This is a genomic window from Escherichia sp. GZ89, from assembly GCF_019366485.1.
GTDB lineage: Bacteria > Pseudomonadota > Gammaproteobacteria > Enterobacterales > Enterobacteriaceae > Escherichia > Escherichia fergusonii.
Genome location: NZ_JAEOHX010000004.1, coordinates 246208 through 269872 on the forward strand (window position 1 = coordinate 246208; position 23665 = coordinate 269872).

At 49.8% G+C, this 23665-nt stretch carries 18 protein-coding genes and 1 pseudogene; 11 read left to right on the forward strand and 8 right to left on the reverse strand.

Annotated features, from left to right (window positions below):
- Positions 1-301 precede the first annotated feature (301 nt).
- The 7 genes and pseudogenes from dcuB to pmrB all read left to right on the forward strand — a co-directional run.
- The gene (gene dcuB / locus K0335_RS09515) at positions 302-1642 is read left to right on the forward strand and encodes an anaerobic C4-dicarboxylate transporter DcuB (RefSeq protein WP_000899617.1); all 1341 of its coding nucleotides are present in this window, start codon (positions 302-304) and stop codon (positions 1640-1642) included.
- Positions 1643-1719: 77 nt separating this feature from the next.
- Complete coding sequence (gene fumB / locus K0335_RS09520; protein WP_000066715.1) at positions 1720-3366, forward strand: class I fumarate hydratase; 1647 nt, start codon at positions 1720-1722, stop codon at positions 3364-3366.
- A 122-nt stretch (positions 3367-3488) separates the two neighbouring features.
- Positions 3489-4115, forward strand: a complete 627-nt coding sequence (locus K0335_RS09525; protein ID WP_000198586.1) for a DUF2238 domain-containing protein — start codon at positions 3489-3491, stop codon at positions 4113-4115.
- 540 nt (positions 4116-4655) lie between these two features.
- Entirely contained in the window at positions 4656-5411 is a 756-nt protein-coding gene (locus K0335_RS09530) for an AraC family transcriptional regulator (protein WP_001217094.1), read from the forward strand.
- Between the two features lie 104 nt (positions 5412-5515).
- Entirely contained in the window at positions 5516-7159 is a 1644-nt protein-coding gene (gene eptA / locus K0335_RS09535; RefSeq protein ID WP_104917807.1) for a phosphoethanolamine transferase EptA, read from the forward strand.
- Positions 7156-7827 (forward strand): two-component system response regulator PmrA, encoded by a 672-nt coding sequence (gene pmrA, locus K0335_RS09540; RefSeq protein WP_000697902.1) that lies wholly within the window; start codon positions 7156-7158, stop codon positions 7825-7827. Before eptA ends, pmrA begins: the two co-directional genes overlap by 4 nt.
- A pseudogene (gene pmrB, locus K0335_RS09545) lies at positions 7824-8900 on the forward strand (two-component system sensor histidine kinase PmrB); the annotation flags it as partial. The gene pmrA and the pseudogene pmrB, both read left to right, overlap by 4 nt.
- Here pmrB and pmrR read toward each other — a convergent pair.
- The 4 genes from pmrR to crfC form a co-directional block, all read right to left on the reverse strand.
- Positions 8901-8990: an LpxT activity modulator PmrR gene (pmrR, locus tag K0335_RS22700; protein ID WP_169710673.1), complete on the reverse strand. Its 90-nt coding sequence runs from the start codon at positions 8988-8990 to the stop codon at positions 8901-8903.
- 80 nt (positions 8991-9070) lie between these two features.
- Positions 9071-10573: a glycine betaine/L-proline transporter ProP gene (gene proP / locus K0335_RS09550; RefSeq protein ID WP_000914141.1), complete on the reverse strand. Its 1503-nt coding sequence runs from the start codon at positions 10571-10573 to the stop codon at positions 9071-9073.
- Positions 10574-10853: 280 nt separating this feature from the next.
- Entirely contained in the window at positions 10854-11693 is an 840-nt protein-coding gene (locus tag K0335_RS09555) for a diguanylate cyclase regulator RdcB family protein (RefSeq protein ID WP_104917808.1), read from the reverse strand.
- Positions 11686-13986, reverse strand: coding sequence for a clamp-binding protein CrfC (gene crfC, locus K0335_RS09560; RefSeq protein WP_104919866.1), 2301 nt, complete (start codon positions 13984-13986; stop codon positions 11686-11688). Before crfC ends, K0335_RS09555 begins: the two co-directional genes overlap by 8 nt.
- 413 nt (positions 13987-14399) lie before the next feature.
- Between crfC and K0335_RS09565 the strand changes: the two genes are divergently transcribed.
- A complete protein-coding gene (locus K0335_RS09565; RefSeq protein WP_002431746.1) occupies positions 14400-14735 on the forward strand; it encodes a zinc ribbon domain-containing protein YjdM in 336 nt (111 codons plus the stop codon).
- Positions 14736-14798: 63 nt separating this feature from the next.
- Here K0335_RS09565 and K0335_RS09570 read toward each other — a convergent pair whose 3' ends face one another.
- From K0335_RS09570 to soxR, 3 genes are all read right to left on the reverse strand, one after another.
- Complete coding sequence (locus tag K0335_RS09570; protein ID WP_000402191.1) at positions 14799-16445, reverse strand: Na+/H+ antiporter; 1647 nt, start codon at positions 16443-16445, stop codon at positions 14799-14801.
- Positions 16446-16601: 156 nt separating this feature from the next.
- Positions 16602-17951, reverse strand: a complete 1350-nt coding sequence (gene ghxP, locus K0335_RS09575; protein WP_000106868.1) for a guanine/hypoxanthine transporter GhxP — start codon at positions 17949-17951, stop codon at positions 16602-16604.
- Positions 17952-18529: 578 nt separating this feature from the next.
- Positions 18530-18994, reverse strand: coding sequence for a redox-sensitive transcriptional activator SoxR (gene soxR, locus K0335_RS09580; RefSeq protein ID WP_000412441.1), 465 nt, complete (start codon positions 18992-18994; stop codon positions 18530-18532).
- Between the two features lie 86 nt (positions 18995-19080).
- Here soxR and soxS point away from each other — a divergent pair, with 86 nt between their 5' ends.
- Both soxS and K0335_RS09590 read left to right on the forward strand, forming a co-directional pair.
- Positions 19081-19404, forward strand: coding sequence for a superoxide response transcriptional regulator SoxS (gene soxS / locus K0335_RS09585; RefSeq protein WP_000019480.1), 324 nt, complete (start codon positions 19081-19083; stop codon positions 19402-19404).
- A gap of 243 nt (positions 19405-19647) precedes the next feature.
- Entirely contained in the window at positions 19648-19929 is a 282-nt protein-coding gene (locus K0335_RS09590; RefSeq protein WP_000201427.1) for a YjcB family protein, read from the forward strand.
- Between the two features lie 98 nt (positions 19930-20027).
- Here K0335_RS09590 and ssb1 read toward each other — a convergent pair whose 3' ends face one another.
- Positions 20028-20564 carry a single-stranded DNA-binding protein SSB1 gene (ssb1, locus tag K0335_RS09595; RefSeq protein ID WP_104919864.1) on the reverse strand — a complete coding sequence of 179 codons (537 nt, stop codon included), beginning with the start codon at positions 20562-20564 and terminating at the stop codon, positions 20028-20030.
- Between the two features lie 252 nt (positions 20565-20816).
- Here ssb1 and uvrA point away from each other — a divergent pair, with 252 nt between their 5' ends.
- The gene (uvrA, locus tag K0335_RS09600) at positions 20817-23639 is read left to right on the forward strand and encodes an excinuclease ABC subunit UvrA (protein ID WP_219393802.1); all 2823 of its coding nucleotides are present in this window, start codon (positions 20817-20819) and stop codon (positions 23637-23639) included.
- The last annotated feature ends 26 nt before the right edge of the window (positions 23640-23665 follow it).

Genomic DNA, 23665 nt, shown 5'->3' on the forward strand with positions numbered 1-23665 from the left:
CATTTATTTTTAATCCCAAAGGAGTAGTCTTTAATTCATCTGGTATGACAGAACAATGCCAACAACACAACATACACAATAATAATCACTAGTTTTCAGCCAGATAGAAGACAATGCATCTCCTGCCTTCGTTTATAAATCCATCGCCAGAATATTTTTATTATCTCTCAACACCAGGGCAGATATTAATCACAAAACGATAAAAATATAAACACCAGTCTCTTCATTACAAAGCATAACCGACAAAAAGAGACTGTGATCTATTTAACAAAAATTACATGCTTATCGCGAGGGTTTATAAATGTTATTTACATTACAGCTACTCATAATATTAATCTGTCTCTTCTATGGCGCCAGAAAAGGCGGGATCGCTCTGGGTTTATTAGGCGGTATCGGTCTGGTTATTCTGGTCTTCGTTTTTCATCTTCAGCCGGGTAAACCGCCCGTTGATGTGATGCTGGTAATTATTGCGGTGGTGGCAGCATCTGCGACACTTCAGGCCTCAGGCGGGCTGGACGTGATGCTGCAAATCGCAGAGAAAATGCTGCGCCGCAATCCGAAATATGTCTCCATCGTCGCACCGTTTGTAACCTGCACGCTGACCATTCTTTGCGGTACGGGTCACGTGGTTTACACCATTTTGCCAATCATCTATGACGTCGCTATCAAGAACAACATTCGCCCGGAACGCCCGATGGCGGCAAGTTCTATTGGCGCGCAAATGGGGATTATCGCAAGCCCGGTGTCGGTTGCGGTCGTGTCACTGGTCGCAATGCTGGGCAATGTCACTTTCGATGGTCGTCATCTTGAGTTCCTCGACCTGCTTTCTATTACTATTCCCTCGACACTGTTAGGTATCCTGGCGATCGGTATCTTTAGCTGGTTCCGTGGTAAAGATCTGGATAAAGACGAAGAGTTTCAGAAATTTATCTCTGTACCAGAAAACTATCAGTATGTTTACGGCGATACCGCTACGCTGCTGGATAAAAAACTGCCGAAGAGCAACTGGCTGGCAATGTGGATTTTCCTGGCGGCAATTGCTGTGGTAGCACTGCTGGGGGCGTTTTCTGAGCTACGCCCTGTCTTTGGTGGCAAAGCATTGTCGATGGTTCTGGTCATTCAGATGTTTATGCTGCTGACCGGGGCGCTGATTATCATCCTCACTAAAACCAATCCTGCGGCAATTTCAAAAAATGAGGTTTTCCGCTCCGGTATGATCGCTATCGTGGCGGTATATGGAATTGCCTGGATGGCAGAAACCATGTTTGGCGCACATATGGCTGAAATCGAGTCAGTGCTGGGCGAAATGGTGAAAGAGTACCCGTGGGCCTACGCCATTGTCCTGCTGTTGGTCTCCAAGTTTGTTAATTCGCAGGCGGCAGCGCTGGCGGCGATTGTGCCATTAGCCCTGGCAATCGGTGTTGACCCGGCTTATATCGTCGCTTCCGCTCCGGCTTGTTACGGTTATTACATCTTGCCGACTTATCCGAGCGATCTGGCAGCGATTCAGTTTGACCGTTCCGGTACTACCCACATCGGACGCTTCGTTATCAACCACAGCTTTATTCTGCCAGGGTTGATCGGCGTGAGCGTATCCTGTGTCTTTGGCTGGATCTTCGCCGCAATGTACGGTTTTTTATAAAACACTCTGCGTGCCGCTCGTCACCACGCGGCACGTCATTTTTCGTATAACAGATACAGAGTTACAGGCTGGAAGCTATGTCAAACAAACCCTTTATCTATCAGGAACCTTTCCCGATGGGGAAAGACAATACTGAGTATTATCTGCTCACTTCCGATTACGTCAGCGTTGCCGAATTCGACGGCGAAACTATCCTGAAAGTGGAACCAGAAGCCCTGACCATGCTGGCGCAGCAAGCCTTCCATGACGCTTCGTTCATGCTCCGCCCGGCACACCAGAAACAGGTTGCTGCTATTCTTCACGATCCAGAAGCCAGCGAAAACGACAAGTACGTGGCGCTGCAATTCTTAAGAAACTCAGAAATCGCCGCCAAAGGCGTGCTGCCAACCTGCCAGGATACTGGCACCGCGATCATCGTCGGTAAAAAAGGTCAGCGAGTTTGGACCGGCGGTGGCGATGAAGAAGCGCTGTCGAAAGGTGTCTATAACACTTATATCGAAGATAACCTGCGTTACTCACAAAACGCGCCGCTGGATATGTACAAAGAGGTCAACACCGGCACGAACCTGCCTGCACAAATCGACCTGTACGCGGTAGATGGCGACGAATACAAATTCCTCTGCGTTGCGAAAGGCGGTGGTTCTGCCAACAAAACGTATCTCTACCAGGAAACCAAAGCTCTGCTGACTCCCGGCAAACTGAAAAACTTCCTCGTTGAGAAAATGCGTACCCTCGGTACTGCAGCCTGCCCGCCGTACCATATCGCGTTTGTGATTGGCGGTACGTCTGCTGAAACCAACCTAAAAACCGTCAAGTTAGCAAGCGCTCACTATTACGATGAACTGCCGACGGAAGGGAATGAACACGGCCAGGCGTTCCGCGATGTGCAACTGGAACAGGAACTGTTAGAAGAAGCACAGAAACTCGGCCCTGGTGCGCAGTTTGGCGGTAAATACTTCGCGCACGATATCCGCGTGATCCGTCTGCCACGTCACGGCGCATCCTGCCCGGTAGGTATGGGCGTCTCCTGCTCCGCTGACCGTAACATTAAAGCGAAAATCAACCGCGAAGGTATCTGGATCGAAAAACTGGAACACAATCCAGGCCAGTACATTCCACAAGAACTGCGTCAGGCAGGTGAAGGCGAAGCGGTGAAAGTCGACCTTAACCGCCCGATGAAAGAGATCCTCGCCCAGCTTTCGCAATACCCGGTATCCACCCGCTTGTCGCTCACCGGCACCATTATCGTGGGTCGCGATATTGCACACGCCAAATTGAAAGAGCTGATCGACGCCGGTAAAGAACTGCCGCAGTACATCAAAGATCACCCAATCTACTATGCGGGTCCGGCGAAAACGCCTGCCGGTTATCCATCAGGTTCACTTGGCCCAACCACCGCAGGCCGGATGGACTCCTACGTGGATCTGCTGCAATCCCACGGCGGCAGCATGATCATGCTGGCAAAAGGTAACCGCAGTCAGCAGGTCACCGACGCATGTCATAAACACGGCGGCTTCTACCTCGGCAGCATCGGCGGCCCGGCGGCGGTACTGGCACAGCAGAGCATCAAGCATCTGGAATGTGTCGCCTATCCGGAGCTGGGTATGGAAGCTATCTGGAAAATCGAAGTAGAAGATTTCCCGGCGTTTATCCTGGTCGATGACAAAGGTAACGACTTCTTCCAGCAAATCGTCAACAAACAGTGCGCGAACTGCACTAAGTAACCTCTTCGGCCCAGCGCCTGGCGGCACGCTGCCAGGTGATCCCCCTGGGCCACCTCTTTTGCGATTGTAATTTCACGCTTGCTGGTGAATAGTCAGTATTTTTCCTGACTTGCGAACTCACCATGACCCGCTCACTCAAGCCATTAATTCTTAACACCGGCGCACTGGCGCTAACGTTAATCCTGATTTATACCGGCATTTCGACCCATGACAAACTCACCTGGCTGATGGAAGTGACACCGGTGATTATCGTGGTGCCGCTACTGCTTGCCACCGCCAGACGTTATCCGTTAACGCCGCTGCTCTATACGCTCATTTTCTTTCACGCCATCATCCTGATGGTCGGCGGACAATACACCTACGCGAAAGTCCCCGTTGGTTTTGAGGTGCAAGAATGGTTGGGATTGAGCCGTAATCCGTATGACAAGCTGGGGCATTTTTTCCAGGGGCTGGTGCCTGCACTGGTGGCACGAGAGATCCTCGTGCGTGGGATGTACGTTCGCGGACGTAAGATGGTAGCGTTTCTGGTCTGCTGCGTGGCACTGGCGATAAGCGCGATGTATGAATTAATCGAGTGGTGGGCGGCGCTGGCAATGGGCCAGGGAGCGGATGATTTTCTCGGTACACAGGGCGACCAGTGGGACACGCAATCCGATATGTTCTGCGCACTGCTGGGGGCATTAACGACGGTGTTATTGCTTGCCCGCCTTCATTGCCGCCAGCTCCTGCGCTATGGCTTAATCACCTGAGCACCAGAAGTGACTGCACCTTAGCGGTGCAGTCAGTCGCCGGTGAAACTTAACCAACAACGTCGCCTGATTTTTAATATCACTATCAGATAAAAAAATAGTTTTGCTGTCGAAAATCTTCGAATGAAATAGCCATTAATTTCGATTTAACTCGCTGTAAATAATAACAAATATATAAAAACGCTTTAATTTCAACCACTTTACAGCTAAAAATTAGCGATTAATAATTGCCAACAATAAACACTCCTTCAAACCTGGTAAAGACGATTTTGGTATGACAAGCATGTCCTGAGTATTGCTGCAAATACATCACACGTCATACCTCTTTGCGCGGTCCCACCCCGCGCTTTTTTTTGCCTGATATTAATGCATTGCCAATAGCGTAAAAATTTTTGTACAGAACATTTGCCTTTTTTAATATTGCATTTAAAAATTAACGCGCTATTTTATGCATCTTTGAATCATCATACAAATCTAACATTTTGTTATCTTATCCTTCTGGTGAGATCACTTTTTAATACTTATTCCTGGAGTTCGGGTATGAGAATTTGCAGCAGTCAACCTTGTGTCGTGGTATTAACCGAGAAGGATGTTTGGCTTAGGGTAAATGGCAAGGAGCCTGTAAATTTAAAAGCGAATAACATGGCGTTAATCGCTTGTGATAATAATATTGTCGATATCTCCTCACTGAATAATGAGCTTGTTGCCCACATAAGTCTCGACATCATCAAAGATTATCTCCGCTTTCTGAATAAAGACCTCTCTCAGTTTCCTCTCTGGCAACGAAGTGCAACCCCGCTTCTCACCGCGACCAGCCTGACTCCCGACGTCTTTCGTGTCGCCGCGCAGCACAGCGCTAAAGACCCCGAGAACGAAGTTGAAAAAGAACGTACCCGCTCACTGTTATTCACTGTTTTATCCCGTTTCCTCGAAAGTAAAAAATTTATCCCGCTGTTGATGTATATGCTACGCAGCTGCGTCAGTGACAGCGTTTATCATATTATCGAGAGCGACATCCATAAAGACTGGAATCTTAGTATGGTAGCCAGCTGTTTATGTCTCAGCCCCAGTTTGTTAAAGAAAAAGCTTAAAAGTGAAAACACCAGTTACAGCCAAATAATCACCACCTGCCGAATGCGCTATGCGGTAAATCAATTATTGATGGATGATAAAAATATTTCTCAGGTTTCACAGTCCTGCGGTTACAACAGCACATCCTATTTTATTGCCGTATTTAAAGAATTTTATGGTATGACGCCATTGCACTACGTTGCCGAACATCGGATTCGTCAGTAAGCAATGTGTTAATGAAAGCTGTCTTTAAGCCAACCTTAAGATCTTAAGGTTGGCTTAATTTTATTCTGAAAAGATATCGCCATCTATTCGATGGAAAGACCGTAATGTTTAAGCTCCTGTTAAAAAGACCTTCTCTTAGCCTGACAAGCTGGCTACTTCTGGTTTCAGTCTATATTTCCGTGTGCCTGAACGTCGCCTTTTACAACCAGGTGATGCGGGTGCTGCCCCTCGATTCAACGCGTAATGTGCTGGTCTTCATCTCCATGCCGTTTGTCGCTTTTAGCGTGATCAATATAGTACTGACACTGGCGTCGTTCTTGTGGTTGCACCGCCTGCTGGCTTGTGTGTTTATTCTGGTTGCAGCATCAGCACAATATTTCATCATGACTTATGGTATCGTCATTGACCGCTCAATGATTGCCAATATCGTCGATACCACTCCCGCCGAATCCTTTGCATTAATGACACCACAAATGCTGCTGACTCTGGGTCTGAGTGGCATTCTGGCCGCGTTCATTGCGTGTTGGATCAAAATTACGCCAGCACCATCACGGTTACGCAGCGGGCTAATTCGTGGTGCAAATGTACTGGTCTCAGTGCTGATCATTCTGCTTATTGCAGCCTTGTTCTATAAAGATTACGCGTCACTCTTTCGCAATAATAAAGAGCTGGTGAAATCGCTCAGCCCGTCGAACAGCATCGTTGCCAGTTGGTCATGGTACTCTCATCAGCGCCTGGCGCACTTGCCGCTGGTGCGTATTGGCGAAGATGCGCATCGCACACCACTGATGCAACAAGGGGAGCGCAAAAACCTGACCATTCTGATCGTTGGCGAGACATCGCGGGCGGAGAATTTCTCACTTAACGGTTACCCCCGTGATACCAACCCTCGTCTGGCAAAAGATAATGTCGTCTACTTCCCGAATACTGCATCCTGCGGAACTGCGACAGCAGTATCCGTACCCTGCATGTTCTCAGATATGCCGCGCAAACATTATGATGAAGAACTGGCGCAGCATCAGGAAGGTCTGCTGGATGTGATTCAGCGTGCGGGTATCAATGTTTTGTGGAATGACAATGATGGTGGCTGTAAAGGTGCCTGTGACCGTGTGCCACATCAGAATATGACTGCACTGAATTTGCCCGGTCAATGTATTAACGGCGAATGCTATGACGAAGTGCTGTTCCATGGGCTTGAAGATTACATAAATAATCTGCAAGGCGATGGCGTCATCGTGTTACACACTATTGGTAGCCACGGCCCCACCTACTTCAACCGATACCCACCGCAGTTCAGGAAATTTACCCCCACCTGCGATACCAACGAAATCCAGACTTGTTCGCAGGAACAACTGGTGAATACCTATGACAATACGCTGGTGTATGTTGACTATATTGTTGATAAAGCGATTAATCTTCTGAAAGCGCATCAGGACAAATTCACCACCAGCCTGGTTTATCTCTCAGACCACGGGGAATCTCTGGGGGATAACGGTGTTTACCTGCATGGGTTGCCATATGCCATCGCCCCGGATGTGCAAAAACAGGTACCGATGCTGCTCTGGCTGTCAGAGGACTATCAAAAACGCTATGGTGTCGACCAGAGTTGCCTGCAAAAACAGGCCGCGACACAGCATTATTCGCAGGACAATTTATTCTCAACCATGCTGGGACTTACGGGCGTACAAACATCGTATTACCAGGCCACAGATGATATTTTGCAGCAATGCCGGAGAAACGCTCGATGAAAATCTTAATTGTTGAAGACGATACATTGTTACTACAGGGATTAATCCTTGCTGCGCAAACCGAAGGTTATGCCTGCGACGGTGTTTCAACGGCTCGCGCTGCCGAGCAGTTTCTGGAGAGCGGGCATTACAGCCTGGTTGTGCTCGATCTCGGCTTGCCCGACGAAGATGGCTTGCACTTTCTTGCTCGTATCCGGCAGAAAAAACACACTCTGCCAGTTCTGATTCTGACTGCACGCGACACGCTCACTGACAAAATCGCCGGGCTGGATGTCGGTGCAGATGATTATCTGGTGAAACCCTTTGCGCTGGAGGAGCTACATGCCCGCATCCGCGCCTTGTTACGCCGACACAATACCCAGGGTGAAAGTGAACTCAATATTGGCAATCTTAAGCTGATTATGGGACGACGCCAGGTGTGGATGGGGAATGAAGAACTGATCCTGACGCCAAAAGAGTACGCGCTGCTGTCGCGGTTAATGCTCAAAGCAGGTAGCCCTGTACACCGGGAAATTCTCTACAACGATATTTATAACTGGGATAACGAGCCTTCCACCAACACGCTGGAAGTGCATATCCATAACCTGCGCGACAAAATCGGCAAGGAGCGAATCCGCACCGTGCGCGGTTTTGGCTATATGCTGGTTACCTCTGAGGAAGCTAAGTGAATCTGAAGCGCTTTTTGAATCACCCAATGACACTCCGTCAACGGCTGATGATCACCGTTGGGCTGATTTTGGTTGTCTTTCAGCTTATTAGTTCTATTTGGCTATGGCATGAAAGCATTGAGCAAATTCAGTTTTTCGAGCAAGCCATCCGCGACAACCGTAATAATGACCATCGTATTATGGAAGAAGTCCGTGAGGCAGTGGCCAGCCTGATCGTTCCCGGCTTGTTTATGGTGGGTCTGACACTGTTTATTTGTTATCAGGCCGTTCATCGTATTACTCGCCCACTGGCTGAGTTGCAAAAAGAGCTGGATGCCCGCACGGCAGATAACCTGGCACCTATTGATATTCAAAGTTCGACTCTGGAGATTATGTCAGTGGTGACGGCGCTGAATGACCTTGTCACTCGCCTGACCAACACGCTGGATAATGAACGGTTATTCACTGCTGATGTCGCTCACGAGCTGCGCACTCCACTGGCTGGCGTGCGCCTCCATCTGGAGTTACTGGCAAAAACGCATCATGTGGATGTATCCCCTCTGTTGGCACGCCTTGATCAAATGATGGCCAGCGTCTCGCAGCTACTGCAACTGGCGCGTGCCGGGCAGTCATTTTCTTCGGGCAATTATCAACAAGTAAAACTGCTTGACGATGTGATTGTGCCTTCTTACGAGGAGCTAAGCACCATGTTGGATCAACGCCAGCAAACGCTGTTACTCCCGGAAAGTGCAGTTGATTTTGTGGTGCAAGGAGATGCAACGTTACTACGGATGCTGTTGCGAAATCTGGTGGAAAATGCGTACCGCTATAGCCCACAAGAAACCAGTATTACGATTTATCTCGATGATGCTGATGATGGTGTCATTATGGCGGTAGAAGATGAAGGCCCCGGCATTGACGAAAGTAAATGTGGGGAACTGAGCAAAGCATTTGTGCGCATGGACAGCCGCTATGGTGGAATTGGCCTGGGATTAAGTATTGTCAGCCGCATTACGCAACTGCATCACGGGCAATTTTTCCTGCAAAATCGTAAAGATGCCAGCGGCACAAGAGCCTGGGTCAAGTTAAAAAAATCAGTAAGTCACAAACCAGATATAGAGAAAGCTGCTGACCACCAGCACGCTAAACACAGTCGTTAAACTTTCATAAACACGGTTTTTCATGACACTCTCCTCCGTTGAACTGGAGGAGAGTATGCATCCTGGAGATTAAGTGAACCTTAAGCGTGCAGCATCGCGTCAGGTTACTCCACTATGCGCGGATGTTGCTGCACCAGACGAGAACGTTTCGCCTGCAAATCGGCAATTTCGAGATCGATATCATCGATTTTCTGCTCAATATTATCGTAATGCTCACCAAGAATTTCCTTCGCTTCCTGCAAGTCTGACGCCGCTGGTGTCGCACCTTTCAGCGGACGATTCGCCGTCTCTTTCATGGTAATGCCAGTAATTAAACCAATCACCGCCACCACCATCAGGTAGTACGCTGGCATCATCAAATTATGCGAGCTTTCCACCAACCAGGCTGCTGCGGTTGGTGTCAAACCAGCAATCAATACCGAAATATTAAACGCAGCTGCCAGTGCACTGTAGCGAATATGCGTCGGGAACATCGCCGGAAGCGTGGAGGCCATGACCCCGGTAAAACAGTTGAGGATCACCGCCAGCATCAACAGCCCGGCAAAAATCAGGCCGATAATATTACTATTAATCAAAATAAACGCCGGAATCGCCAGCACAAACAGCGCAATACTGCCGAGAATAACAAACGGACGACGGCCAAACCGGTCGCTAAGCAGCCCCATCACTGGCTGCACAAACAGCATACCGATCATAATAGCGATGATAATCAACACGCCGTGATCTTCCGAGTAATGCAGGTTATGCGAAAGATAACTCGGCATGTAAGTCAGCAACATGTAGTAAGTGACGTTCGTCGCGATCACCAGACCAATACATGCCAGCAAACTACGCCAGTGTTTAGTGGCGATCTCTTTAAATGAAACTTTTGGGCCATCCTGCAAACCTTCACGGTCGCCCTGCTCCAGTTTCTCAACATGTTGCTGGAACGCGGGTGTCTCTTCCAGCGCATGACGCAAGTAAAGGCCAATAATCCCTAACGGCAGAGCGATAAAGAACGGAATACGCCAGCCCCAGTCGAGGAAATTCTCCTCGCCAACAATGGTCGAAATAAGGACCACCACGCCTGCCCCCAGCACAAACCCGGCAATGGAACCGAAGTCCAGCCAGCTGCCCATAAAGCCACGTTTACGGTCAGGAGAGTATTCCGCAACAAATATCGATGCCCCGGTATATTCGCCACCGACGGAGAAACCTTGCGCCATCTTACAGAGCAGCAACAGGATCGGCGCCCAAATACCAATGGAGGCATAGGAAGGAATTAAACCGATACAGAAAGTACTGACCGACATAATCACAATGGTGATCGCAAGGATCTTCTGGCGACCATATTTATCGCCCAACATACCGAAGAAAAGTCCGCCAAGCGGTCGAATCAGAAAGGGAACGGAGAAAGTGGCAAGTGCGGCAACCATCTGCACGCTGGGGTCGGCTCCCGGAAAGAACACTTTACCTAATGCGTAAGCAACAAAACCATAAACACCAAAATCGAACCATTCCATTGCGTTACCCAGCGAGGCTGCGGTAATGGCTTTTCGCAATTTTCCGTCATCGATAATCGTGACATCACGAAGCGTAATGGGTTTTACTTTTTTCTTTTTCAGCATAGCTGTCCTCGCAGACTAAGCCCGAGTACGCACACGCCAAATGACTCAGCGTGGCGTCCGCTAACGGTAAGCGGGAATTGCAGGGTGCAATCGTTGAAACAAGCGTAGCAGGTTTACTTACACGGTCCGGTTAAGGACTGTACAACCGAACCTGTTGACGCCTGAGGCGGGCGGTTAATGACCTTTTTACCCTACCAGCGTTTAAATTTGTGATCAACTTCACACCAAAAACCGTATTCAATTTCATTGGTGTAAACAATTATTCACAATGAGTTTACAGTTAAAACATTTCCTCAATCATGGCAGCTGCAAGACGCCCGGCGGAACAGAGCCGGGGCATCCCCGACGCAACGTTTTGCCAACGCTGACTCACCGACCAGCACACCGGATGTTTGTCCACATCACACCAGTCACCCATCCAGCTTAATAACTCGCTATATTCCCCTTTCCCGTTCATCGGCGTTATCCAGTGGTGATAAAAATGGCGTGTTGCAGGCGCGGCATGAATACTGAGTGCCAGATACTCCGTTGCCATCGAACGCAAATTATCAATCAGCAGGGTCGCCACATCAGGCCCCGCCAGACGACAAGCATCGCCAAACGCTCCCCAGCGCAGCTCCTCCAGGGCGATAAAACAGCGCCCGGACAAAGACCATGTGTCATACACACCTGCACGCCAGCGCGTGAAAATTTGCTCGCAGTGGTTACCCGCCTGAACTGTCAGCCCACGCTGCATCAGTGCTTTCTCTTTCCAGGCACAACGGGCGACGAATTTTTCATGAAGCAGGATAAGCATTGGGTAATGTAGTGCGCCTGGGCTTTCTGTATTCAACAAATGCTGCAAACGCTGGTTAATCAGAGTGAGTGCCAGATGCCCGGGATCATGTATCGCGACCAGTTTTTCCATCAATTGCAGTGACATCGCCAGTTGCTTACTGTAGACACCGGGCGCAACCCACTGTTGTTGCGTTTGGACAAGGATCTCCTGCGTTAAACGCTGGCGAAACTGCTGCTGCGGCATCTCACCCGTAGCGTCATCATCCTGTAGCAGGGAGACCATAAACTTTGGCTGCACCGATTCCAGTACGCGTCCAGGCCCGGTCAGTATCGCGTTAGTCATCATTATGCCCGGTTAATAAAAGTGTCTGGATATCATCACGAAGCAAACGGGCATCTTCGAGCATCCATCCGGTAGAGGAAATTGTCTGTTTTAACTGTTCTCGTAACACATTGAGTGCTGATTCATTGTGCTGACGCACAACCAGGCTTTCGCGCAGGTTTTGCTGAATTTCAGCCAGTTCGCGCGTGAAATCGCTAAAGAAAGCTGCCATTGCGGCGGTAACAGAAACATCGATGTGAGCGGCTAAAGCTTTGCTGATTTGTTGGCAAAACAGTTGAACATAGTCTGTCAGGTGTTGGTGCAGGCGTGTTATTTCCAGGGTATAGCGTCTCTTCTCTTTGAGATATTCGTTACCACTCCAGTCTGGTTGATTAAACCAACGGGAGAAGGTTTCACGCATTCGTCCCTGGCGATCAGGAGGAGCTTCCTCCGCTATCGCCTCCACGAAAAATGGCCGGATATTGAAGTTAAATATCGTTCTGTGCAATGGTGCTAAACGTATACGGGCATGAAATCCTGAATGATTCAACGCTGATACCACCCGCTGTTCAATGGGACGCACGGCTTCAGTTAAGGTCCGGTTAAGGGTCGATTCCAGTTGGGTGAATCGAAGCGTCATATCACGGCTAATCTCATCCTGTGCCGCCAGCAAAACGCCTTCACACGACGCGCGAATTTTACTTAGCACGATCTGCGCCTGGCCTTCGTCGGGTAAGACTAAGGTCTCGTCAGTGATGTCTGCTTGCGGCAGCCAGCCTTCTCGCATGGCCTTATCGTGAACATTTTTCCGATTAAACAACGCGACGAACTGACGCAAAATATCGCTCTGGCGTTGCTGCAAATAGTGGTCCGCAGCTGCCAGCGCCAGCACGATTTCATGGTTAATTTCATCGTTAACCTGCATCTGATTCACTTTCAATAACTGCAAATCATCTTCCAGCTGTGCAATGTGCTGCTGTAACTGTTCAGTGGCCACACTGAGTGCTCGCTCACGAAAATTAAGCGAATCACGTCTCGTTTGCGCATAATTCAATATCTTATGTGATGCCGAGCGCAAGGCAAAAAGCGAGGCGTTTGCATAAGCTGCGTGAAGTAATGCCTGAATGGGGCGTTCCAGTAGCGAATCCTCCCACAACTGGTCAGCAGCCTGGCGAATAGCGGTGCTATCGGTCAAATCAGTATTACGCCAACGCCTGCCCAACGCTGCATCTGCAAAGTCTCGCACCCAACGCTGTTCATCAGGATCCGGTAATCGCCCATATTGCTGTAGTTCGTACCGTGCACGATTCGCCAGATACCCCCACATCGACGACACTGGAAAAATTTGCCCTGGGGAAATCGAGCCCTTCATCAGCGTGCCCGATATTAATGCTTTGACTTGATCTTCATCATCACTGTTACGATCTTGTTGATCGAATTTATTCACTAACGCATACAACGGAACCAATTTTCCAACAGCGGCAATTGTCTGGCGGAGATCTTCATCCGACACCGATTTAAGTTGCGTGTAATCCATAATCGCCAGTACCGCAGATGCTCGCGCCAGTTGCTCTCTCAGCATTTTTTGCAGGTGAGGTTGCCCGGCTTCGTTTGGCCCAGGTGTATCGAGAAGCGTCAATTGCCCCGGATAATCTTCACGCCCGGCGAGATGAACAAACTCCACTTCTATTACTGGAATATGTTCAAGGGTGGCATAGTCGGTAAAGGGAAAATCCACCCGTAGCGCTTTTGATAAGCGCACCAGATCATTAAGACTTTTCAGACACTGAAAAATAGGCTGTGCGCCAAGATAATGCTTTTCGAACCCCAGCCCGGTTTCTATTCGCTGCAGCAATGCCTGCATATCTTTATCGATCTCAAGGACTTCGGTCAGATAAGCATAATCACAAGTGTGCATTCGCTGTTGCAACTCCGCCATTAACTGATCGATAGGGGCAACGTGTGAAAAATGCAGTATGGGATCTTTTTGCCCTGGAGTATGGCGAATAAGAGTAGGAAGCGCGGTCATTGGCCGGTTGCGGTTAGGTAATACTTCTGTGCCAACAATGGCATTGATTGTCGTCGATTTACCTGCTTTCATCGTGCCTACAATGGCTAACACCATTTCAAGCCGCGTCACTTTGCATAACTCGTTTTGCAGCATTTCTCGTTGGGCTTTTACTTCAGTTACCGTGGGTACACCCGTATCTTGCTGGCTGGCAGATGAATGTTGCGCGCTATCAAGCTGTTCAATGGCAAGCAGCAATAATCGCTCAGCCTCCTGGCTTAATTCATATATTGTTTGTGTGTACATAAAATACTTCCTTAACGCAAATTTTAATTATTTTACTAAGCCGTTTATTATTAATATTGTGTTTACAGCTTTGATAATTACGCCTGGAATTAAATAATTTAACTAAGTTTTTGTTATATATGGCTTTATGGTTATTCAGTAATAAATTCTATAATTTATGATTGTAATAAAATCATATGCAAGACATCAAATTACTTATAAATGACAACCATAACGCAAATAATAAAGATAGGCAATTTAAGGTCTAAAATAATTTATTTACATCTTTTTCTCATTATCGGCCCCAAATAGCGTAACCCTTAATCAATAATTATCCCCGACAACTACAGGGATTTTGTGTATAATTGCGGCCTTTTGCGGCAATCTGCCCCATTTTAGGTGCTTTTGCCCTACTGACTTTTGAGGAAATCACCATGTCATTACCAAACTGCCCTAAATGCAACTCCGAATACACCTATGAAGATAACGGCATGTATATCTGCCCGGAATGCGCTCACGAATGGAACGATGCAGAACCGGCACAAGAAAGCGATGAGCTGATCGTAAAAGATGCGAACGGCAATTTGCTGGCAGACGGCGACAGCGTCACCGTTATCAAAGATCTGAAAGTAAAAGGTAGCTCTTCAATGCTGAAAATCGGTACGAAAGTGAAAAACATTCGTCTGGTTGAAGGCGACCACAACATTGATTGCAAAATCGATGGTTTTGGCCCGATGAAGTTGAAATCTGAATTTGTGAAGAAGAACTAATCTCACCACCTACTGATTAAAAATGCCGGAGGGCGTATTAACGCCCATTCCGGCAGATTAAATTTATTGATTCTCTATCAATAACGCTTCCAGCAAATCCAAATCGTGCAACAGCTTTTGCAGCGTCTCATTACTGATCTCACGTGTGGCGCGCAAATGGTAAAGTTCAGCTCGTTCAGAGCGTAATGCGGCCAGGCGGAAACGGCGCTCAAGGTTTTCCTCCTGTAACGACGTTTCTACATTGTTTCGCCCATCAGCACGACGCCGCAGGTTACCAATAACACGCGAACTCACTTCCGTAAGTAGCTGCGTATCAATGTTCTCCTCGGTATCTGCCGCCAGACGTTCTTCCATTTTCTGGATCGCAACAATTGCGACTTCTGCAGTCGCTGCGCGGGCGATACGCTCTTCTTTCAGTTGCTGTGAGTGATCAGCAACTTCAATATGTTGCAACAGGATCGGTAACATCACCACGCCGACAAACAACGAGAAGAGGATGACACCCGCCGCAAGAAACACCAGTTCGTAGCGTGCCGGGAAGACATTGCCATCCGGCAATAACAGCGGTATTGAGAGCACACCCGCAAGGGTAATCGCCCCACGCACGCCGGCAAAAGAAGCGATCAGGATTTCGCGCGTACTCCACGAACCAAACTCCATCGGTTTCTTCTTCAGGAAGCGCTTGCTGAGTTTTTTCATCGTCCACAGCCAGCCAAAACGCACCAGCATTAGAGCGACATAAATCAGGACGATATCCATAAACAACATCCAGACTTCGACGTTGGGATCGGCCTCTGCAGCAATCAGTGAGGTTTCCATAATTCCTGGCAATTGCAGCCCTAACAGCAGGAACACCATGCCGTTAAAGACAAACTCCAGCATCGCCCAGGTACTGTTAGCACGCAATCGCATTGCCAACGGCGCCCGGCGCATTACTCCAGAGCGAGTAATCGTCATCCCGGCGGCGACCGCAGCCAAAATGCCAGAAACACCAATATGTTCTGCAATCAGGTAAGAGGCAAACGGCAGCAAGAACAGCAATACTATTTGCGTTGCCGGCTCATCACCACCCCAGCGGCTCAGGAAGCGCAGTGAACGCCCATACAACCAGCTCACCACAAAGCCCGCAAGAATGCCGCCAATGGCGACTTTAAGAAACTCAACGGTGGCACCACCAACAGTAAACACCATTGTGCCCATCGCCACCGCAACAGCAAATTTCAATGACACCAGACCAGAGGCGTCATTCATCAACGCTTCGCCCTGCAAAATGCCCATGATTTTTTTCGGGATACGCCCTTCACCGACAATCCCCGAAAGAGCGACCGCATCAGTAGGAGAAAGTACCGCTGCCAGGGCAAAGGCTGGAATCAACGGGATCCCCGGCACCACCCAGTAGATGAGAAAACCGATACCGACCACAGTGACCAGTACCAGCGCAAGTGCCAGGCCAAATATCTCTCGCCCGTGTTCCAGAAACTCTCTGGTTGGTGTTTTCCAGCCATCAGCAAACAGCAGTGGCGGGATAAATAACACCAGGAAAAGTTCGGGATCGAACTCCACATGCAGGCCAAACGTTGGCCACGCCAGTAGCGCACCAATGGCAATTTGCATTAATGGAAGGGGGACCTGGAAGGGCAGTACACGTGTGACCACCCCGGACAGCGAGACCACAAGGGTCATGATGAGTATGGTAAAGAAAATTTCCATGCGTTCCCTGTTTGCAATGTTTCTTATGATCAGAGAAAGGCGTTATGCCTGATTTCTCGCGTTTTCAGAATATCGCAAAAGCTCCCGCGATGGGCGCAGAAAATAGAAACGGGCAGCAAAAGCCGCCCGTTTTCGGATTTCTGTATAAAATCAGAATCAGATTGCCCAGCCGCCTGCATAAAAAGCAACCAGAGCGACAGCAATCAGGACTGTACCAATGTTCAGTTTACGCCATTCACCGGAAACCAGACGACCAATCACCAGCGTCGCGAAGCCAATCATAATGCCGGTCACGATATTACATGTCAGCACGATAAACACCGCTGTCACCAGGCCTGCCATCGCATCGACAAAGTCAGCAAAATCAATTTTCGCCACGTTGCTCAGCATCAGCAAGCCAACGTACATCAGCGCCGGAGCTGTTGCATAACCCGGCACAAGATAAGAAAGCGGAGAAAGGAACAGAATCAGCAGGAACAATACGCCCACGGTGATCGCCGTCAGACCGGTTTTACCGCCTGCTGCCGTACCTGCGGCCGATTCGATATAAACCGCAGCTGGAGCGGCCCCAACCAGACCAGAGAAAACGCTGCTCAGGGAGTCGGTTGTCAACGCTTTCCCGCCGTCGATAATTTGCCCGTCTTTATCCAGCAGATTCGCCTGTCCGGCAACAGCCCGGATTGTCCCGGTGGCGTCAAAGACTGCGGTCATCACCAGTGCCAACACGCTCGGCAGAACCAGTGGATTTAGCGCGCCCATAATGTCCAGGCTGCCAATCAGTGAATTACCATTTTCATCGCTCAGCGACGGCATGGCGAAAACACCGGAGAACTGCACATTAGGATCGAAAATCAGACCAACAATAGAGATCCCGATAATGGTCAGCAGAATGCCGCCCGGTACTTTCAGTTTTTCCAGGCCGATAATCACCGCCAGACCTACCAGTGACATAATCACCGGGAAAGTGGCGAAATCACCCAGCGCAACAGGCAAACCATCCAGTGGGTTTTTGATAACCAGGCCAACACCGTTGGCTGCGATCAATAACAGGAACAGGCCGATACCAATCCCCGTACCATGCGCCACACCTTGCGGTAAGTTACGTAAAATCCAGCTACGGATACCCGTGGCGGAAATTACCGTAAACAGCACCCCCATCAGGAATACCGCACCCAGCGCCACCGGAACACTAATTTGTTGCCCTAACACCAGACTGAACGCAGTAAATGCGGTCAGGGAAATCGCACAGCCGATAGCCAGCGGCAAATTAGCCCACAGCCCCATCACAATCGAGCCGATTCCCGCAACCAGACAAGTAGCAACGAAAACGGCTGCTGGCGGGAAGCCCGCTTTACCCAGCATTCCCGGAACGACGATAACGGAGTAGACCATCGCCAGGAAGGTCGTTAACCCGGCAACCACTTCCTGACGGACAGTGCTTCCACGTTGTGAAATTTTAAACCAGGCGTCGAGTGAACCGCCGGTACGCGCTGATGGCGTAGACATAGAAAACATCCCCTGAGAGTTTATTAATTCGTCGGTATGCGAGGTGGACAATCCACTGCCAGCGTCACGTTATCTTCCTGGTCCAGGTTTGCGACAATAAGGGGCGTCACAAAAAAGCAAACGTTTAGCTCCGCGCATACAAAACGGGTGATAAAAAAAAGCAAACGATTATCCAGCGATCAAAGAGGCATTTTCAACCTGATATTGCGATTTTTTTGCCCTTTCCTTATACCCGTGATGAAAAAAAACACAAGCGATGCGCAAACGTTATCGTCGGTGCGCAATGTTGCAACATTTTTCCTGCGATTAAGTAGCAAATCGATCGATAAAATCGACAAACTGTGAATTTCGTTGCGGCAAAAAATTGCGCAAGATAGCGCAAATTTTGCGGCTAAAAAGAGTAAGAGTTGGCTGGCGAATATTCGGAGGTGGCATAAAATTAAAATATCAACGCAAGCCGGAACCTCCACCACGTGCTCGAATGAGGTGTGTTGAAGTCGGGGGAAACCCTCCCGTGAACCAACGGGATAGAGAGAAAGACAAAGACCGGAAACAAACTAAAGCGCCCTTGTGGCGCTTTAGTTTTGCTCCTCTTCCAGCAAGCGTGCTCCAGTCCCTTCTTCTCCTAAACGGTCACCGGGGTTACGCAACGGACAGTCACTTCGGGAAAGACATCCGCAACCAATACAGCCGTCAAGTTCATCACGCAACGCCACCAGTGTATTGATGCGCCGATCCAACTCATCTCGCCATTGGGAGGAGAGTTGTTTCCACTCTTTTGCACTTAATGTGTGCCCTTCCGGTAAAACGCCAAACGCTTCGCCAATGGTTGCCAGAGGTATGCCAATCCGCTGCGCAATCTTGATGATTGCGACATAACGCAACACATCGCGCTTGTATCGCCGTTGATTGCCACTATTGCGAATACTGGTTATCAGCCCTTTGCTTTCATAAAAATGCAGTGCTGAAACTGCAACACCACTACGTTTTGCCACCTCACCAGGTGTAAGCAGGGATTTAATACGCGGTAATTTCTTTTCCATAAATCGCTTTACCTCAAGTTAACTTGAGGAATTATACTCACCCACAGACTAAACGACGAATCGAACACTGAAAAAGAGGCAGCTTTATGTCCCATCAGCAAATTATTCAGGCACTTATTGAATGGATTGATGAACATATCGACCAACCGCTGAACATTGATGTGGTCGCTAAAAAATCGGGTTACTCGAAGTGGTATTTGCAGCGGATGTTCCGCACAGTGATGCACCAGACGCTGGGTGAATATATTCGCCAGCGCCGTCTTTTACTGGCCGCCGTTGAACTGCGCACGACTGAGCGCCCCATTTTTGATATTGCTATGGATCTGGGCTACGTATCTCAGCAAACTTTTTCCCGCGTATTTCGCCGCGAATTTGATCGTACACCCAGCGATTATCGCCACCGCCTGTAAACCTGATGTCCGCCGGTATGATGGCGGGCATTCTCACCCCCGCCTCACCACCACAAGTTGATGTTTTTCCAGGCGCCATGCTGGCGAACAAATAAACCAATGTGATATAGTTCACAAAATAATGAAACTAATGAATGTTTCATTACATTCAATGTGAACGCCCGTAGATAGCCAGAGTGTAAAGCCTCTTTAGTGAGCAACGCCGCGCTGTCCAGGGCCTGCGAACTTCAGAGGATTTCTTTCATGGCGACCATAACCACTGGCGTGGTGCTTCTTCGCTGGCAGTTACTGAGTGCGGTTTTGATGTTTTTGGCCAGTACGCTCAACATCCGTTTTCGCAAATCTGATTACATCGGACTGGCAGTGATCAGCAGCGGGCTTGGTGTTGTATCAGCATGTTGGTTTGCCACAGGCTTGCTGGGCATCACGATGATGGATATTTCTGCCATCTGGCACAATATTGAATCAGTGATGGTAGAAGTCATGAATCAGGCGCCACCCGAATGGCCAATGATTATGACCTGATATGTAGAAGCCTCCATAACGGAGGCTTCTTTTTTATGGCTGGCGGATGCTTTAATCATCCACCTTAAAACAATATAACCTATTGTTTTAATGACAAATCAGAACGGAATATCGTCATCAAAGTCCATCGGCGGCTCGTTAGACGGCGCTGCCGGAGCGGACTGCTGCGGGCGAGACTGCGCGCCACCGCTGAACTGATTGCCACCCTGCGGCTGCTGAGGCTGACCCCAACCGCCCTGCGGCTGACCACCGCCCATATTGCCGCCTGCCGGAGCACCACCGCCCTGACGGCCACCCAGCATCTGCATGGTGCCGCCAACATTCACCACCACTTCCGTGGTGTAGCGATCCTGACCGGATTGATCGGTCCATTTGCGGGTACGCAACTGACCTTCGATATAAACCTGGGAACCTTTGCGCAGATATTCGCTAGCCACTTCAGCCAGTTTGCCAAACAGCACAACGCGGTGCCATTCAGTCTGCTCTTTCATCTCGCCGGTCGCTTTATCACGCCAGGATTCGGAAGTAGCCAGCGTAATGTTGGCAACTGCGCCACCATTTGGCATGTAGCGTACTTCCGGGTCCTGACCCAGATTACCAACGAGAATAACCTTGTTTACGCCTCTGCTGGCCATGTTCATGTCTCCTGAAAAAAAACGTTCTAATAAGTGTAAACGCGCGATTGTACCATTACCAATAGCGGTTTTACTATGTTGTGACCTCGGTTCCGCTAAACAATTCTGGTCAAACATTGTTACATAGCGCTCTGGGTTTCGCATTCCAACACTGTATATTCATTCAGGTCATTCTGTGTCATAATTAACCGTTTGTGATCGCCGGTAGCACCATGCAACCGGGCAAAAAAGCGTTTAATCCGGGAAAGGTGAATGGATAAGATCGAAGTTCGGGGCGCCCGCACCCATAATCTCAAAAATATCAACCTCGTTATCCCCCGCGACAAACTGATTGTCGTCACCGGGCTTTCGGGTTCTGGCAAATCCTCGCTCGCTTTCGACACCTTATATGCCGAAGGGCAGCGTCGTTACGTTGAATCCCTTTCCGCCTACGCGCGGCAGTTTCTGTCACTGATGGAAAAGCCGGACGTCGACCATATTGAAGGGCTTTCTCCTGCCATCTCAATTGAGCAGAAATCGACGTCTCATAACCCGCGTTCTACGGTGGGGACAATCACCGAAATCCACGACTATTTGCGTCTACTGTACGCTCGCGTTGGTGAGCCGCGCTGCCCGGACCACGATGTTCCGCTGGCGGCACAAACCGTCAGCCAGATGGTGGATAACGTGCTGTCGCAGCCGGAAGGTAAGCGTCTGATGCTGCTGGCGCCAATCATTAAAGAGCGCAAAGGCGAACACACGAAAACGCTGGAGAATCTGGCAAGTCAGGGCTACATCCGTGCGCGCATAGATGGCGAAGTCTGCGATCTTTCCGATCCGCCAAAACTGGAACTGCAAAAGAAACACACCATTGAAGTGGTGGTTGATCGTTTCAAAGTGCGCGACGATCTCACCCAACGTCTGGCAGAGTCGTTTGAAACGGCGCTGGAGCTTTCTGGCGGTACAGCGGTCGTCGCTGATATGGACGATCCAAAAGCGGAAGAGCTGCTCTTCTCTGCCAACTTCGCCTGTCCGATTTGCGGCTACAGTATGCGTGAGCTGGAACCACGCCTGTTTTCATTTAACAACCCGGCGGGGGCCTGCCCGACCTGTGACGGCCTCGGCGTACAACAATATTTCGATCCTGATCGTGTGATCCAAAACCCGGAGCTGTCGCTGGCTGGCGGTGCGATCCGTGGCTGGGATCGCCGCAACTTCTATTACTTCCAGATGCTAAAATCGTTGGCAGATCACTATAAGTTCGACGTCGAAGCGCCGTGGGGCAGCCTGAGCGCGAACGTGCATAAAGTGGTGCTGTACGGTTCTGGCAAAGAAAACATCGAATTCAAATACATGAACGATCGTGGCGACACCTCCATTCGTCGTCATCCGTTCGAAGGCGTGCTACACAATATGGAGCGCCGTTATAAAGAGACGGAATCCAGCGCGGTACGCGAAGAGTTAGCCAAGTTCATCAGCAATCGTCCGTGTGCCAGCTGCGACGGAACACGTCTGCGTCGCGAAGCGCGCCACGTGTATGTCGAGAATACGCCGCTGCCTGCTATCTCCGACATGAGCATTGGTCATGCGATGGAGTTTTTCAACAATCTCAAGCTCGCAGGACAACGCGCGAAGATTGCGGAAAAAATCCTCAAAGAGATTGGCGACCGCCTGAAATTTCTCGTTAACGTCGGTCTGAACTATCTGACACTTTCCCGCTCGGCAGAAACGCTTTCCGGCGGTGAAGCCCAGCGTATCCGTCTGGCGAGCCAGATTGGCGCGGGACTGGTTGGCGTTATGTACGTGCTGGATGAACCGTCTATCGGCCTGCACCAGCGCGATAACGAACGCCTGCTGGGTACGCTTATCCACCTGCGCGATCTCGGTAATACCGTGATTGTGGTGGAGCACGACGAAGACGCTATTCGCGCCGCTGACCACGTTATCGACATTGGCCCGGGCGCGGGTGTACACGGCGGTGAAGTGGTCGCGGAAGGTCCGCTGGAAGCGATTATGGCCGTGCCAGAGTCGTTAACCGGGCAGTACATGAGCGGCAAACGCAAGATTGAAGTGCCGAAGAAACGCGTTCCGGCAGATCCGGAAAAAGTGTTGAAGCTGACAGGGGCCCGTGGCAACAACCTGAAAGACGTAACGCTGACACTGCCGGTCGGTCTGTTTACCTGCATTACAGGTGTTTCAGGTTCCGGTAAATCCACGCTAATTAACGACACGCTGTTCCCGATTGCCCAACGCCAGTTGAACGGCGCGACCATCGCCGAACCGGCACCGTATCGCGATATTCAGGGACTGGAGCATTTCGACAAAGTCATCGATATCGACCAAAGTCCGATTGGTCGTACTCCGCGTTCTAACCCGGCGACCTATACCGGCGTGTTTACGCCTGTACGTGAACTGTTTGCGGGCGTACCGGAATCCCGTGCGCGCGGCTATACGCCAGGACGTTTCAGCTTTAACGTCCGTGGCGGACGCTGCGAAGCCTGTCAGGGCGACGGCGTGATCAAAGTGGAGATGCACTTCCTGCCGGACATTTACGTACCGTGCGACCAGTGCAAAGGTAAACGCTATAACCGTGAAACGCTGGAGATTAAGTACAAAGGCAAAACCATCCACGAAGTGCTGGATATGACCATCGAAGAGGCGTGTGAGTTCTTTGATGCGGTGCCAGCTCTGGCACGTAAGCTGCAAACGTTGATGGATGTTGGCCTGACGTACATTCGCCTGGGGCAGTCCGCAACCACACTTTCTGGTGGTGAAGCCCAGCGAGTGAAGCTGGCGCGTGAGTTGTCAAAACGCGGCACCGGGCAGACGTTGTATATTCTCGACGAGCCGACCACCGGTCTGCACTTCGCCGATATTCAGCAACTGCTCGACGTGCTGCATAAACTACGCGATCAGGGCAATACCATCGTGGTGATTGAGCACAATCTCGACGTGATCAAAACCGCTGACTGGATTGTCGACCTGGGACCGGAAGGCGGCAGTGGTGGCGGCGAAATCCTCGTCTCCGGTACGCCAGAAACCGTCGCGGAGTGCGAAGCATCACACACGGCACGCTTCCTCAAGCCGATGCTGTAATCGTTAAGGCCGCTTTCTGAGCGGCC

What these genes read in the sequence shown, in the direction of transcription:
- fumB (WP_000066715.1), top strand. Translation starts at nt 1,720, where the DNA reads ATGTCAAACAAACCCTTTATCTATCAGGAACCTTTCCCGATGGGGAAA.
- K0335_RS09530 (WP_001217094.1), top strand. Translation starts at nt 4,656, where the DNA reads ATGAGAATTTGCAGCAGTCAACCTTGTGTCGTGGTATTAACCGAGAAG.
- proP (WP_000914141.1), bottom strand. Translation starts at nt 10,573, where the DNA reads ATGCTGAAAAAGAAAAAAGTAAAACCCATTACGCTTCGTGATGTCACG.
- K0335_RS09570 (WP_000402191.1), bottom strand. Translation starts at nt 16,445, where the DNA reads ATGGAAATTTTCTTTACCATACTCATCATGACCCTTGTGGTCTCGCTG.
- ssb1 (WP_104919864.1), bottom strand. Translation starts at nt 20,564, where the DNA reads ATGGCCAGCAGAGGCGTAAACAAGGTTATTCTCGTTGGTAATCTGGGT.
- eptA (WP_104917807.1), top strand. Translation starts at nt 5,516, where the DNA reads ATGTTTAAGCTCCTGTTAAAAAGACCTTCTCTTAGCCTGACAAGCTGG.
- dcuB (WP_000899617.1), top strand. Translation starts at nt 302, where the DNA reads ATGTTATTTACATTACAGCTACTCATAATATTAATCTGTCTCTTCTAT.
- soxR (WP_000412441.1), bottom strand. Translation starts at nt 18,994, where the DNA reads ATGGAAAAGAAATTACCGCGTATTAAATCCCTGCTTACACCTGGTGAG.
- K0335_RS09555 (WP_104917808.1), bottom strand. Translation starts at nt 11,693, where the DNA reads ATGACTAACGCGATACTGACCGGGCCTGGACGCGTACTGGAATCGGTG.
- ghxP (WP_000106868.1), bottom strand. Translation starts at nt 17,951, where the DNA reads ATGTCTACGCCATCAGCGCGTACCGGCGGTTCACTCGACGCCTGGTTT.
- K0335_RS09525 (WP_000198586.1), top strand. Translation starts at nt 3,489, where the DNA reads ATGACCCGCTCACTCAAGCCATTAATTCTTAACACCGGCGCACTGGCG.
- K0335_RS09565 (WP_002431746.1), top strand. Translation starts at nt 14,400, where the DNA reads ATGTCATTACCAAACTGCCCTAAATGCAACTCCGAATACACCTATGAA.
- crfC (WP_104919866.1), bottom strand. Translation starts at nt 13,986, where the DNA reads ATGTACACACAAACAATATATGAATTAAGCCAGGAGGCTGAGCGATTA.
- pmrR (WP_169710673.1), bottom strand. Translation starts at nt 8,990, where the DNA reads ATGAAAAACCGTGTTTATGAAAGTTTAACGACTGTGTTTAGCGTGCTG.
- K0335_RS09590 (WP_000201427.1), top strand. Translation starts at nt 19,648, where the DNA reads ATGGCGACCATAACCACTGGCGTGGTGCTTCTTCGCTGGCAGTTACTG.
- soxS (WP_000019480.1), top strand. Translation starts at nt 19,081, where the DNA reads ATGTCCCATCAGCAAATTATTCAGGCACTTATTGAATGGATTGATGAA.
- uvrA (WP_219393802.1), top strand. Translation starts at nt 20,817, where the DNA reads ATGGATAAGATCGAAGTTCGGGGCGCCCGCACCCATAATCTCAAAAAT.
- pmrA (WP_000697902.1), top strand. Translation starts at nt 7,156, where the DNA reads ATGAAAATCTTAATTGTTGAAGACGATACATTGTTACTACAGGGATTA.